Origin of the sequence: Photorhabdus viridis (assembly GCF_040256935.1) — a bacterium.
GTDB lineage: Bacteria > Pseudomonadota > Gammaproteobacteria > Enterobacterales > Enterobacteriaceae > Photorhabdus > Photorhabdus viridis.
The window spans coordinates 50,274-63,704 of sequence record NZ_JBEJZY010000021.1; the positions used below are offsets into that span (position 1 = coordinate 50,274).

Sequence of the window (13,431 nt, forward strand, 5' to 3'; positions counted from 1 at the left end):
ACCTATTTGTGGCGCCGATTTTATTAGTTGTGTTGGTATAAATCTTTATATAATCTGCTTTCGAACCGTACCAAGGGAACACGGCGGTTGCGGTGATCTTTTTGTGGTACAGCATAAGCAGAAATAAATTGTACGAAAGCAACTCGCTGACCGCTGGCAGTGGTTATAAAGCCAGCCAGATTATACACTCCTTGCAGGGCTCCGGTTTTAGCCGAAACTTTCCCGTTTACTCCTGCTTCATCTAATCCTCCCCGGTATCTTAGAGTACCGTCATGACCAGCTAATGGCAGCATGGAAATGAAATCTAATTCTTGATCATGTTGAGCAATAAACTGCAATATTTCCATCATGGTTGCTGGGGTTATCAGATTATGGCGGGATAATCCTGAGCCATCTACCATCACGGTATTTCCCAGATCGATGCCTGCCTTTTGTTTCAATACTTGCCGTACCGCATCAGAGCCTGAACGCCAGGTTCCTGGTATATTAAAGTATTGTCGGCCTATTGTCCTGAATACGGTATCCGCGATCATATTGTCAGATTTTTTTAGCATTATTTTCAGTAGATCATGTAATGGCGCTGATTGATTCTGAGCCAGAACTTTACCCGGCTCAGTTGGTAAGCTTTGGCGTTTGAGGTTGCCTGTAATTTCAATTCCCGCAATTTGTAGTTCATTTTTGAGAATTGCCCCCGCATAGCTGGTTCCGTTCTGAATAGCGAAAGCTAATGGTAATGGTTCGCTGCGCTGAGTAAGGCATCCGGTAAGTGTAAAACGATTGAGTTCTCCTGGAACGACATCTAATTCACAGTACTGGCTTTCAGGAGCGCCTTTTGCCAATGTTTTAACTTCACTGAACATATTTACTGGATAAAAAGATGCAACACGGATGAATGCAGTATCACCGGGACGTTCTGCGCTATACAGTGAAACGGAAAAACAGTTTCGATCCACGATTGCGGCTGCGGGTGGCGCACTAAAACATTGGGTCATGTCATTCCATACCCAGCCGGGAGCCTTATCGTGGCTGGCAAAAGCGGAAACATCTATTAAGAGATCACCATCAATTTTTTTCACGCCGGCTTGGCTCAAAACTGTAACCATATTGCGAAGTTGTTGACGGGTTAGTGTTGGATCTCCGACAAAACGAGCGATCAAATTCCCTTTTAAAATACCGTTTGAAATTTTGCCATGACTTTCCAATGTGGTGATAAAACGATAGTCTTTTCCCAGTTGTAACAATGCTGCAAGCGCTGTGACAACTTTCAGCGTACTTGCTGGCAGAGCCATTTGCTGCCCGTGATAATCAATTACCGGGGTACTGGCGCCAACTTTCTGAGCGATTAACGCAAGATTAGTGCCATCAGGCAGATATTGCGTATATTCCTCAACAGGTGTGGCGTTTGCGTTGGGGGTAGCCAAGTACAGACAGGTAACGCAAACTAATTTGCTGGCAATTTTAAAGAAGGACATAAATTTCGCATATGGATGTGGACATGCCACAATACTAAGACGCAACGAGGGGGAAAGTAAACGATGACCCATCATCAAGTCTACGTTAGAATGATATATTAATATGTAGAATATGACTGTGAACTCTGTGTAGCGCGGTGGTTCACATTATTGTTTATTATTGTCTGGAAGCCCGCCCGACAAGGCGTGCTCATTGTGCTGTTATCTGAAAACATCAGGATGATGCTTGTTTTTTACTCAGGAAAGATTTAGAGGATTAATAAATGAAACAGATTCCAATGACGGTACGTGGCGCGGATAAGTTGCGCGAAGAGTTAGATTATCTAAAGAGCGTACGCCGTCCAAAAATTATTTCAGACATTGCTGAAGCGCGTGAACATGGTGATCTGAAAGAAAATGCTGAATATCATGCAGCTCGTGAACAGCAAGGTTTCTGCGAAGGCCGTATTCAGGAAATCGAAGCTAAACTTTCTAATGCACAAGTGATTGATGTCACAAAAATGCCCAAGACTGGGCGCGTTATTTTTGGCGCTACAGTTACAGCTTTGAATGTAAATACGGATGAAGAGCAGACCTACCGGATTGTAGGTGATGATGAAGCCGATATTAAAGAAAACTTAATCTCAGTGAATTCACCGATTGCCCGTGGTCTGATTGGTAAAGAAGCTGATGACGTTGTTATTATCAAAACACCAGGCGGTGAAGTTGAATATGAAATCCTGAAAGTTGAATATATTTAAACTTCAGAATTAGCCTGTTGCTATTGATTCCTATTAGGTAAAGTTACACAAAAATCGTAGAGAAGGTAAAAAAGGCCGGATATGGCCTTTATTTACCATAATCATGCGCATGGCATTTTTATATAAATGTGGTTTGATTATTTAGGTAAAATAATTTTGCGTTCTTCCGATTGGCGGTAAAGAACCAGTGTTTTTCCGATAATTTGCACATTATATGCACCAGTTTCGCGGACAATTGCATCGGCGATCAAATTTTTGATTTCACGATCTTCGCCTGCGATTTTGACTTTGATAAGCTCATGGTGTGCCAGCGTTTGTTCAATTTCAGCCAACACGCCCTCAGTCAAGCCGTTGTTACCAATCATGACGACAGGTTTTAACGGATGAGCTAGACTTTTCAGGTGTTGCACTTGTTTTTTATTAAGAGTCATTGTTTTTTTGCTTAGTTAGGATTGAAAACGGGACATTCTACCGCCATCTCATATCTATCACCATACAATAGTGTGTTGTGGTTTTGGTGTGCGGAGCAATAGATATCTGGCTCTTTATTAGTATAGTTGGAAAGGACAATGGCCAATAAAAAACGTTCGGCAAGCTCCAGCCGCTGGTTACAGGAACACTTTAGTGATAAATATGTTCTTCAGGCACAGAAAAAAGGGCTTCGCTCTCGCGCTTGGTTTAAACTTGATGAAATTCAACAAAGTGACAAAATTTTTAAGCCTGGCATGACCGTTGTCGATTTAGGCGCCGCCCCTGGTGGATGGTCTCAGTACGCAGTGAGTCAAATTAATGAGAATGGGCGGGTGATTGCCTGTGATCTTTTACCGATGGATCCAATTGTTGGAGTCGATTTCCTTCAGGGCGATTTTCGTGATGAACTTGTATTGAAAACATTGCTTGAGCGAGTTGGTGATAACAAAGTCCAGGTCGTCATGTCGGATATGGCGCCCAATATGAGCGGAACACCTGCGGTCGATATTCCTCGATCCATGTATCTGGTTGAATTGGCGTTAGATATGTGTCGTGATGTGCTGGCCCCCGGGGGGAGTTTCATTGTCAAAGTGTTTCAGGGAGAGGGCTTTGATGAATACCTGAGGGAAATTCGCTCCCTGTTTACGAACGTGAAAATTCGTAAGCCAGACGCTTCGCGGGCACGATCGCGTGAAGTATACATTGTAGCGACAGGGCGGAAACTATAGTACCCTGAATGCTATTTGTTAACACAGTTGTAATATGAGGTTAATCCCTTGAGTGACATGGCGAAAAACCTGATTCTCTGGTTAGTTATCGCAGTTGTGCTGATGTCGTTATTCCAGAGTTTTGGTCCCAGCGATTCCAATAGTCGTAGGGTGGATTATTCTACCTTCATCAATGAGTTAGCCCAGGATCAGGTGCGCGAAGTTCGTATCACAGGTCGTGAAATTAATGTTAGTAAGAAAGATAACAGCAGATACACCACTTACCTACCAATACAGGATGAAAAACTACTTGATACGTTACTGAATAAGAACGTGAAAGTGGTTGGTGAACCGCCGGAAGAACCAAGCCTGCTAACTTCTATTTTCATTTCCTGGTTCCCGATGTTACTGCTTATCGGGGTCTGGATTTTCTTTATGCGTCAGATGCAGGGCGGTGGCGGTAAAGGGGCAATGTCTTTTGGTAAAAGTAAAGCCCGTATGCTGACAGAAGATCAGATTAAAACCACTTTTGCTGATGTTGCTGGTTGCGACGAAGCGAAAGAAGAAGTCGGTGAACTGGTAGAATATCTGCGTGAGCCAGGTCGCTTCCAGAAATTGGGTGGAAAAATCCCAAAAGGTATTCTGATGGTCGGGCCTCCAGGTACTGGTAAGACTTTGTTGGCAAAAGCAATCGCCGGTGAAGCAAAAGTGCCATTCTTTACTATTTCCGGCTCTGACTTTGTTGAAATGTTTGTCGGTGTTGGCGCATCCCGTGTTCGTGACATGTTCGAACAGGCGAAGAAAGCGGCACCTTGTATCATTTTTATTGATGAGATTGATGCAGTAGGCCGCCAGCGTGGTGCCGGTTTAGGTGGTGGTCACGATGAACGTGAGCAGACTTTGAACCAGATGTTGGTTGAGATGGATGGCTTTGAAGGTAACGAAGGTATTATCGTTATTGCCGCAACTAACCGCCCTGACGTACTTGATCCGGCGTTACTGCGCCCTGGGCGTTTTGACCGTCAGGTTGTTGTCGGTCTGCCAGATGTACGTGGCCGTGAGCAGATTCTGAAAGTTCATATGCGTCGGGTTCCTTTGGATACTGATGTCGATGCTTCTGTCATTGCGCGCGGTACCCCGGGATTCTCTGGTGCTGATCTGGCGAATTTGGTGAATGAGGCAGCTTTGTTTGCTGCCCGTGGAAACAGACGTGTAGTTTCTATGGTTGAATTCGAAAAAGCGAAAGACAAAATCATGATGGGTGCGGAGCGTCGTTCCATGGTGATGACGGAAGAGCAAAAAGAATCAACTGCTTATCATGAAGCAGGCCATGCCATTATTGGTCGTTTGGTTCCTGAGCATGATCCTGTTCATAAAGTTACGATTATTCCTCGTGGTCGCGCTTTGGGAGTGACTTTCTTTCTGCCGGAAGGGGATCAGATCAGCGCTAGCCGCCAGAAACTGGAAAGCCAGATTTCAACCTTATACGGAGGCCGTCTGGCAGAAGAGATTATTTATGGTCCAGACAGTGTTTCTACTGGCGCATCTAACGATATCAAGGTTGCAACATCGATTGCCCGTAACATGGTAACGCAGTGGGGTTTCTCGGAAAAACTCGGCCCATTGCTCTATGCGGAGGAAGAAGGCGAAGTGTTCCTCGGGCGTTCAGTTGCGAAAGCTAAACATATGTCTGATGAAACTGCTCGTCTGATCGATCAGGAAGTTAAGGCAATTATCGACCATAACTATCAACGTGCTCGTGAGATTCTGATGGGCAACCTTGATATTTTGCATTCGATGAAAGACGCATTGATGAAGTACGAAACTATTGATGCACCTCAGATCGATGACTTAATGAATCGTACGAATGTGCGCCCGCCGGCAGGATGGGAAAATGGTAACGGTAGCAACAATAACAGCCGACCAGCAAGTAATACACCATCGCCACAGTCTGCAAAACCAACTGATGATGTCAATACGTCAGTACAAGATGGTGAGCAATCAGAAAATAAAGATCTGTAATTGTTCCTTAGTCCGATAGATATATGCATTAAACCCCAGGCAAGCCCTGGGGTTTTGATATTAAAGGTAGACCAGCATGAAACTCATAGCTAGAGATAATGTTCTCGATCTCTGTTGCCCGCGAGTGATGGGTATTTTGAATGTTACTCCAGATTCATTTTCTGATGGCGGTGCTCATAATACTTTGGATATGGCCTTACGACATGCTGAAAAACTGGTTCTCGCAGGAGCTGCAATCATTGATGTTGGCGGAGAATCTACTCGTCCGGGTGCTGATGAGATCAGTGAACAGGAAGAAGTAAATCGGGTTGTTCCAGTGATTGAAGCTTTAGCTCAACGATTTAATATTTGGATTTCTGTTGATACCTCAAAAGCATTGGTTATGAGTGAATCAGCAAAAGCTGGTGCTCATTTGATTAACGATATTCGTTCATTGCAAGAGTCTGGTGCTTTGGAAAGTGCTGCTCAATCTGGCTTACCTGTTTGTTTGATGCATATGAAAGGTCAGCCGAGGACTATGCAGGATGCGCCACATTATGAAAATTTGTTGGGCGAAGTGAAACAATTTTTTACTGAGCAAATTGAACGTTGTATGGCGGCAGGGATAGCAAAAGATAAACTTATTCTTGATCCGGGCTTCGGTTTTGGCAAAGACTTGACGCATAATTATCAGTTACTGGCGCATTTAAACGAATTTCATCAATTTGGTTTGCCTGTGTTGGCAGGAATGTCGCGTAAATCCATGATAGGTCAGCTGCTTCATGTCCCACCGCAAGAAAGGGTTGCCGGTAGTGTGGCCTGCGCTGTTATTGCCGCTATGCAAGGAGCGCAAATTATCCGGGTACATGACGTTAAAGAGACCGTGCAGGCAATGCGAATTGTTGAAGCAACACTTTCAGTAAAGGAAGAAAAGAAACTATGAGTAACCGCAAATACTTTGGTACTGATGGCATCCGTGGCAAAGTGGGCGATAGCCCAATCACGCCGGATTTTGTGTTAAAGCTCGGTTGGGCTGCGGGTAAGGTACTGGCTCGTCATGGTTCTCGTAAGATCATTATCGGTAAGGATACCCGCATTTCTGGCTATATGCTGGAGTCTTCTTTAGAAGCAGGTTTGGCAGCGGCTGGTTTGTCTGCTTCATTTACTGGTCCTATGCCAACACCAGCTGTTGCTTATCTGACCCGTACTTTCCGTGCTGAAGCTGGAATTGTTATTTCTGCTTCTCATAATCCTTATTATGATAATGGTATTAAATTCTTCTCTATTGACGGTAAGAAACTGCCGGATGATGTGGAAGAAGCGATTGAAGCCGAAATGGAAAAACCACTGACTTGCGTAGAATCCGCAGAATTAGGACGTGCAAACCGTATTGTTGATGCGGCTGGTCGTTATATTGAGTTCTGTAAAGGTACATTTCCAAGCGAACAAAGTCTCAATGGGTTGAAAATTGTTCTTGATTGCGCTAACGGTGCGACTTATCACATTGCTCCAAATGTACTCAGAGAGCTAGGGGCTAATGTTGTGGCGATTGGCTGTGAGCCGAACGGGATTAATATCAACGAAAAATGTGGTGCTACCGATACTCGGTTGTTGCAGCAACGTGTTGTGGAAGAGAAGGCTGATGTCGGCCTGGCATTCGATGGTGATGGTGACCGTGTGATTATGGTTGACCACTTGGGGCAGAAAGTTGATGGCGATCAGATCCTTTATATTATTGCCCGTGAAGCCTTGAGACAGGGACAACTGCGTGGTGGTGTTGTGGGCACGCTGATGAGCAATATGGGATTGGAGTTGGCATTGAAGCAGCTTGGTATCCCATTCTTGCGTGCTAAAGTGGGTGACCGTTATGTGCTGGAAAAATTGCAGGAAGAAGGCTGGCGTTTAGGTGCTGAAAATTCTGGTCATGTTATCCTGCTTGATAAAACAACCACAGGTGATGGTATTGTTGCTGGCCTTCAGATTCTAAGTGCAATGGTGCGTAACCATATGAGCTTGTATGATTTATGCAGTGGTATGAAACTTTTGCCGCAGGTGCTGGTAAATGTTCGTTTTTCTGGTTCACATGATCCGCTTCAATCAGAAAATGTAATCAGTGCCGCCAAATCTGTTGAGGCTGAATTAAATGGCCGTGGACGGGTACTGTTGCGTAAGTCAGGCACTGAGCCATTGATTCGTGTCATGGTAGAAGGCGAAGATGATGTTCAAGTAACGGCTTTGGCGCATCGCATTGCTGATGCAGTGAAACACGCTGGTTAATTTGTTGTTTTTTTCCTCAAGTGATTCTGATTATTGAAATTAACCTTGCGTATCAGATGTTGTTTGGTTAGTATTCACACCCACTCAACAGGCGATTAATCTGTTTGGGTGGGTGATGCGGTATAAGGTAACCACGTAAATTGTGGTAAACCCCACGAAGATACAGGTACAACATATGTATGGAGCTCTTTTAGTTGTTTTCTTGCTGGTTGCTATCGGGCTGATTGCCTTGGTTATGCTACAGCAGGGTAAAGGTGCTGATATGGGTGCTTCCTTTGGTGCGGGTGCGTCTGCAACACTGTTTGGTTCATCGGGTTCTGGTAACTTCATGACCCGTATGACTGCGCTTTTTGCCACTCTGTTTTTTATTATTAGTTTGGTGCTTGGCAATATGACCAGTAACCAAACGGGTATAAGCAGTAAGTGGGAGAATATCGGTGAACCGGTTAAAGTCGAGAAGTCCACAGAAATCCCGGCGGCACCAGCAGCACCAAATAGTGACATTCCACAGTAATCGTCACGAAAAAAGAATTGAAATATTGAAATGAGGTTGTTGGTAGTAAATAGATAACCTTATATCAGTGCCGAGGTGGTGAAATTGGTAGACACGCTACCTTGAGGTGGTAGTGCCCACACTAGGGCTTACGGGTTCAAGTCCCGTCCTCGGTACCATTAAATTCAGATAGCTTGCGTTTTGGCAGTTATCAGCGTAGTATTTGCCACGTTTTCGAACGCGGGATGGAGCAGCATGGTAGCTCGTCGGGCTCATAACCCGAAGGTCGTCGGTTCAAATCCGGCTCCCGCAACCACTTCTTAATAAGATGTACCTTTTTCGAATGAAATAATTCAGCAATATTTAACGTATTGATCCTGATTTGAAAGGTGCGCGAAGTGAGTGGTTTAAGTCACTGGCAGCAAATAGGGTCCAGTTGCATAAAGCCCCGAATTTCGGGGTTTTTTGTTATTTGACAACAGAACTACTGGGCTAATAAGCCCTTTTTTTATGTCTTGGGGGTGGGTTTGTCCACATTAGAACAAAAATTAACAGCGATGATTTCAGCACCAGTTGAAGCTTTAGGCTTTGAATTAGTCGGCCTGGAGTTTATTCGTGCGCGCGTTTCTACACTGCGGATCTATATTGATAGTGAGAATGGTATCACTGTTGATGATTGTGCTGATGTTAGCCACCAGGTCAGTGCGGTATTGGATGTCGAAGATCCTATCTCGGTACTTTATAACCTGGAAATTTCTTCACCTGGACTAGAACGTCCATTGTTCATGGCTGAACATTACCAGCGTTTTATTGGTGAAGAAGTCAGTCTGGTTTTACGTATAGCAATGCAAAACCGTCGGAAATGGCTGGGCATTATCAAAACTGTCGACGGCGAAATGATCACGGTTACGGTGGATGGAAAAGATGAAGTGTTCGCACTGAGCAACATCCAGAAAGCGAACCTGGTACCCCACTTTTAAAGTTCGGATGAGGCAACTAGGATGAATAAAGAAATTCTGGCTGTTGTGGAAGCGGTTTCCAACGAAAAATCTCTTCCACGCGAAAAAATCTTCGAGGCGCTGGAAACAGCACTGGCCACAGCCACCAAGAAAAAATATGAACAAGATATTGATGTTCGTGTCAGTATAGATCGTAAATCTGGCGATTTTGACACCTTCCGCCGTTGGTTAGTTGTTGAAGAAGTGACTCAGCCAACTCGTGAAATTACGTTGGAAGCGGCTAGATTCGAAGAGCCTGAAATTGATTTGGGTGGTTATACCGAAGATCAAATTGAATCAGTCACATTTGACCGTATTACAACGCAGACTGCTAAACAGGTTATCGTACAGAAAGTACGTGAAGCTGAACGCGCTATGGTTGTTGACCAGTTTCGCGAACAGCAAGGTGAGATCATCACCAGTGTCGTTAAGAAAGTAAATCGTGAAAATATCACGCTTGATCTGGGTAATAATGCTGAAGCAGTTATCCTTCGCGAAGACATGTTACCAAGGGAAAATTTTCGCCCAGGTGACCGCGTGCGTGGTGTACTGTATGATGTTCGCCCTGAAGCACGAGGTGCGCAACTGTTTGTCAGCCGTTCCCGTCCGGAAATGCTGGTTGAACTGTTCCGTATTGAGGTTCCGGAAATTGGTGAAGAGCTTATTGAGATTAAAGCTGCTGCCCGTGATCCGGGGTCTCGCGCTAAAATCGCAGTAAAAACTAATGATAAGCGTATCGATCCGGTTGGTGCTTGTGTTGGTATGCGTGGCGCGCGAGTACAGGCCGTTTCCAGTGAACTGGGCGGCGAACGAATTGATATCGTATTGTGGGATGATAACCCAGCTCAATTCGTAATTAATGCTATGGCTCCGGCTGATGTTGCATCCATTGTTGTTGATGAAGACAAATGCACGATGGATGTTGCCGTTGAAAGCAACAATTTGGCTCAGGCTATCGGCCGTAATGGTCAAAACGTGCGTCTGGCTGCGCAGTTGCTGAAAAAACACCGTGGTGATGACAAATGGGAACTAAATGTCATGACTGCTGAGGAGCTGCAAGCAAAACATCAGGCAGAAGCTCACGCTTCTATTGATACATTCACTAAGCATCTCGATATTGATGAAGAGTTCGCTACTGTTCTGGTCGAAGAAGGTTTCTCAACTCTGGAAGAACTGGCTTATGTGCCAATTAAGGAGCTTCTGGAAATTGATGGCCTTGATGAGGAAACTATCGAAGTCCTGCGTGAACGTGCGAAAGCTGCTTTAACTACTTTGGAACTGGCTCAGAAAGAGAGCCTTAGTGATAAGCAACCAACTGAAGAGTTGTTAAATCTGACTGGTATGAACCGCACTCTGGCATTTGACCTGGCTGCCCGTGGCATCTGTACGCTGGAAGATCTTGCCGAGCAGGGTATCGACGACCTATCGGATATTGAAGGTTTGAGTGATGAGCAAGCAGGAGAGTTCATCATGGCTGCTCGCAATATCTGTTGGTTTGGTGATGATGCGTAATAAACTGTAGCAGGAAGGAACAGCATGACAGATGTAACCGTAAAATCACTGGCAGAAGAGATCCAGACTTCGGTTGATCGCCTGGTACAGCAATTTGCTGATGCAGGGATTAAAAAAACCGAAGCTGATTTTGTCTCCCAGAAAGAAAAAGAAGCTTTACTGGCGCATTTGAACCGTGAACAAGGCGGTTCAGCTGGCAAACCAGATAAATTAACATTACAGCGTAAAACACGTAGTACATTGAGTGTTTCAGGCACCGATGGAAAAAGCAAACCGGTAGCCGTCGAGGTCCGCAAAAAGCGCACATATGTAAACCGCGATGCAGTTGAACAGGCTAAAGCGGAAGAACAGGCGAAGCATGAAGCGGAAGAGCAAGCACGGCGCGAAGCAGAAGAAAAAGCGCAACGCGAAGCCGAAGCAGCAGCGAAGAAACTCGTTGAAGAGCAGGCTAAACGTGAGGCAGAAGAAATAGCCAAACGTGAGGCAGCTGAAAAAGCTAAGCGCCAGGCAGCGGAAAATGAAAAAGTGACCAATCAACATACTGAACATAAACAAAAACCAGCTCAAAATGAGAAAGCTCGTCGAGAAGCAGAAGCTGCTGATCTTAAGCGCAAAGCAGAAGAAGAAGTGCGCCGTAAGGTAGAAGAAGAAGCTAAACGCGTTGCTGAAGAGGCTCGCCGTATGGCTGAGGAGAATCAGGATAAATGGTCAAATGATTCAGATTCCAGTGATAACGAAGATTATCATGTAACTACCTCCCGCCACGCTCGTGCAGCAGAAGACGAAAACGATGCTAAAGTTGAAGGGGATCGCCGTGCTCGCAGCCGCAGCGGTAAAACTACTCGTCAGAAGAAAAATAATAAACATTCTGAATCCAAAGCGGATCGTGAAGAAGCTCGTGCAGTTGGCCGTACAAAAGGCAAGCAACGTAAAACCAGTACATTGCAACAGAGCTTCAACAAGCCTGTAGCCGCAGTTAACCGTGATGTTGTAATTGGTGAAACTATTACAGTTGCTGAACTGGCTAATAAGATGGCGGTTAAAGGTTCTCAGGTCATCAAAGCCATGATGAGAATGGGCGCAATGGCAACTATCAACCAGGTGATTGATCAGGAAACTGCACAACTGGTTGCTGAAGAAATGGGTCATAAAGTCATTCTGCGTCGTGAGAACGAACTGGAAGAAGCGCTGATGAGTGACCGCGATACCGGTGAAGCTGTAGCTGAATCTCGTGCGCCGGTTGTGACTATCATGGGTCACGTTGACCACGGTAAAACTTCTCTGTTGGATTACATTCGTTCTACGAAGGTGGCTTCTGGTGAGGCGGGTGGTATTACCCAGCATATCGGTGCTTACCATGTTGAAACTGAAAGTGGCATGATTACCTTCCTGGATACTCCAGGACACGCTGCATTTACTTCAATGCGTGCGCGTGGGGCGAAAGCTACTGACATCGTGGTTCTGGTTGTTGCTGCCGATGATGGTGTAATGCCTCAGACTATCGAAGCTATTCAGCATGCAAAAGCAGCGAATGTTCCTGTGGTTGTTGCGGTTAACAAAATCGATAAACCAGAAGCCGATCCGGATCGCGTGAAAACTGAGCTTTCTCAGCACGGTGTTCAGCCTGAAGAGTGGGGTGGTGAAACTCAGTTTATCAATGTATCTGCTAAAGCTGGTATCGGAATTGATGAATTGCTGGACGCAATCTTGTTGCAGGCTGAAGTTCTTGAATTGAATGCTGTCCATTCTGGTATGGCAAGCGGTGTTGTTATCGAATCGTTCTTGGATAAAGGCCGTGGTCCGGTTGCGACAGTACTGGTTCAGGAAGGTACTTTGAACAAAGGCGATATCGTACTTTGTGGCTTTGAGTATGGACGCGTTCGTGCGATGCGTGACGAGCTCGGTCGTGAAGTGTTTTCCGCAGGCCCATCTATTCCAGTGGAAATCCTTGGCCTGTCCAACGTGCCGGCAGCGGGTGATGAAGCAACTGTTGTACGTGACGAGAAGAAAGCCCGTGAAGTGGCTCTGTATCGTCAGGGTAAATTCCGTGAAGTTAAACTGGCTCGTCAGCAGAAATCTAAACTGGAAAACATGTTTGCTAATATGGAAGAAGGTGAAGTTTCTGAACTGAATATCGTTCTGAAATCTGACGTTCAAGGCTCATGTGAAGCGATCCGCGAAGCACTGGCGCAACTGTCCACTAATGAAGTGAAAGTGAAAATCATCGGCTCTGGGGTGGGTGGTATTACTGAAACTGACGCTACATTAGCTGCTGCTTCCAATGCAATTATTCTGGGTTTCAACGTTCGTGCCGATGCTTCTGCACGCCGTGTCGTTGAAAATGAAAACCTGGATCTGCGTTATTACTCCGTTATCTATAGCCTGATTGATGAAGTTAAACAGGCAATGAGTGGTATGCTGGCGCCTGAATATAAACAGCAGATCATGGGCCTTGCAGAAGTTCGTGATGTGTTTAAATCACCGAAATTCGGTGCGATTGCAGGTTGTATGGTGACTGAAGGTACCATTAAGCGTAATAACCCAATCCGCGTACTGCGTGATAACGTGGTGATTTACGAAGGTGAACTGGAATCCCTGCGCCGCTTTAAAGATGACGTTAACGAAGTCCGTAACGGTATGGAATGTGGTATCGGCGTTAAGAACTACAACGACGTTCGTGTCGGTGATATGATCGAAGTATTTGAAGTTATTGAAATTAAACGTTCTATCGCTTAATTCCTACCGCTGGTTAATTTCATT

11 protein-coding genes and 2 tRNA genes are annotated in these 13,431 nt (G+C 45.2%); 11 read left to right on the forward strand and 2 right to left on the reverse strand.

Annotated features, from left to right (window positions below; all coding sequences use genetic code 11):
* Nucleotides 1-23 precede the first annotated feature (23 nt).
* A complete protein-coding gene (dacB, locus tag ABR397_RS10890; protein WP_350305776.1) occupies nt 24-1,472 on the reverse strand; it encodes a serine-type D-Ala-D-Ala carboxypeptidase in 1,449 nt (482 codons plus the stop codon).
* A gap of 263 nt (nt 1,473-1,735) precedes the next feature.
* On the opposite strand from dacB, the gene greA reads away from it, so the two are divergent.
* Complete coding sequence (gene greA / locus ABR397_RS10895; protein WP_350305777.1) at nt 1,736-2,212, forward strand: transcription elongation factor GreA; 477 nt, start codon at nt 1,736-1,738, stop codon at nt 2,210-2,212.
* Nucleotides 2,213-2,349: 137 nt separating this feature from the next.
* On the opposite strand, the gene yhbY is transcribed toward greA, so the two are convergent.
* The gene (gene yhbY, locus ABR397_RS10900) at nt 2,350-2,643 is read right to left on the reverse strand and encodes a ribosome assembly RNA-binding protein YhbY (RefSeq protein WP_350305778.1); all 294 of its coding nucleotides are present in this window, start codon (nt 2,641-2,643) and stop codon (nt 2,350-2,352) included.
* Nucleotides 2,644-2,781: 138 nt separating this feature from the next.
* On the opposite strand from yhbY, the gene rlmE reads away from it, so the two are divergent.
* The 10 genes from rlmE (at nt 2,782) to infB (ending at nt 13,407) form a co-directional block, all read left to right on the forward strand.
* The gene (rlmE, locus tag ABR397_RS10905) at nt 2,782-3,411 is read left to right on the forward strand and encodes a 23S rRNA (uridine(2552)-2'-O)-methyltransferase RlmE (RefSeq protein ID WP_015836112.1); all 630 of its coding nucleotides are present in this window, start codon (nt 2,782-2,784) and stop codon (nt 3,409-3,411) included.
* Between the two features lie 57 nt (nt 3,412-3,468).
* A complete protein-coding gene (ftsH, locus tag ABR397_RS10910) occupies nt 3,469-5,412 on the forward strand; it encodes an ATP-dependent zinc metalloprotease FtsH (RefSeq protein WP_350305793.1) in 1,944 nt (647 codons plus the stop codon).
* 76 nt (nt 5,413-5,488) lie between these two features.
* Entirely contained in the window at nt 5,489-6,334 is an 846-nt protein-coding gene (gene folP / locus ABR397_RS10915) for a dihydropteroate synthase (protein ID WP_350305779.1), read from the forward strand.
* Nucleotides 6,331-7,668 carry a phosphoglucosamine mutase gene (gene glmM, locus ABR397_RS10920; protein ID WP_350305780.1) on the forward strand — a complete coding sequence of 446 codons (1,338 nt, stop codon included), beginning with the start codon at nt 6,331-6,333 and terminating at the stop codon, nt 7,666-7,668. Before folP ends, glmM begins: the two co-directional genes overlap by 4 nt.
* A gap of 175 nt (nt 7,669-7,843) precedes the next feature.
* Complete coding sequence (gene secG / locus ABR397_RS10925) at nt 7,844-8,182, forward strand: preprotein translocase subunit SecG (RefSeq protein ID WP_350305781.1); 339 nt, start codon at nt 7,844-7,846, stop codon at nt 8,180-8,182.
* Between the two features lie 69 nt (nt 8,183-8,251).
* Nucleotides 8,252-8,340 (forward strand) — tRNA-Leu (locus tag ABR397_RS10930).
* Between the two features lie 60 nt (nt 8,341-8,400).
* Nucleotides 8,401-8,477: transfer RNA gene (locus ABR397_RS10935), tRNA-Met, on the forward strand.
* A 211-nt stretch (nt 8,478-8,688) separates the two neighbouring features.
* Complete coding sequence (gene rimP, locus ABR397_RS10940; protein WP_157975270.1) at nt 8,689-9,141, forward strand: ribosome maturation factor RimP; 453 nt, start codon at nt 8,689-8,691, stop codon at nt 9,139-9,141.
* A gap of 21 nt (nt 9,142-9,162) precedes the next feature.
* Nucleotides 9,163-10,671, forward strand: coding sequence for a transcription termination factor NusA (gene nusA, locus ABR397_RS10945; RefSeq protein ID WP_021323307.1), 1,509 nt, complete (start codon nt 9,163-9,165; stop codon nt 10,669-10,671).
* 24 nt (nt 10,672-10,695) lie between these two features.
* Entirely contained in the window at nt 10,696-13,407 is a 2,712-nt protein-coding gene (infB, locus tag ABR397_RS10950) for a translation initiation factor IF-2 (protein WP_350305782.1), read from the forward strand.
* Nucleotides 13,408-13,431 lie beyond the last annotated feature (24 nt).

Excerpts from the sequence above, each read along its gene's own strand:
- ftsH (WP_350305793.1), top strand. The coding sequence starts at position 3,469 with ATGGCGAAAAACCTGATTCTCTGGTTAGTTATCGCAGTTGTGCTGATG.
- nusA (WP_021323307.1), top strand. The coding sequence starts at position 9,163 with ATGAATAAAGAAATTCTGGCTGTTGTGGAAGCGGTTTCCAACGAAAAA.
- rlmE (WP_015836112.1), top strand. The coding sequence starts at position 2,782 with ATGGCCAATAAAAAACGTTCGGCAAGCTCCAGCCGCTGGTTACAGGAA.
- folP (WP_350305779.1), top strand. The coding sequence starts at position 5,489 with ATGAAACTCATAGCTAGAGATAATGTTCTCGATCTCTGTTGCCCGCGA.
- secG (WP_350305781.1), top strand. The coding sequence starts at position 7,844 with ATGTATGGAGCTCTTTTAGTTGTTTTCTTGCTGGTTGCTATCGGGCTG.
- dacB (WP_350305776.1), bottom strand. The coding sequence starts at position 1,472 with ATGTCCTTCTTTAAAATTGCCAGCAAATTAGTTTGCGTTACCTGTCTG.
- glmM (WP_350305780.1), top strand. The coding sequence starts at position 6,331 with ATGAGTAACCGCAAATACTTTGGTACTGATGGCATCCGTGGCAAAGTG.
- yhbY (WP_350305778.1), bottom strand. The coding sequence starts at position 2,643 with ATGACTCTTAATAAAAAACAAGTGCAACACCTGAAAAGTCTAGCTCAT.
- greA (WP_350305777.1), top strand. The coding sequence starts at position 1,736 with ATGAAACAGATTCCAATGACGGTACGTGGCGCGGATAAGTTGCGCGAA.
- infB (WP_350305782.1), top strand. The coding sequence starts at position 10,696 with ATGACAGATGTAACCGTAAAATCACTGGCAGAAGAGATCCAGACTTCG.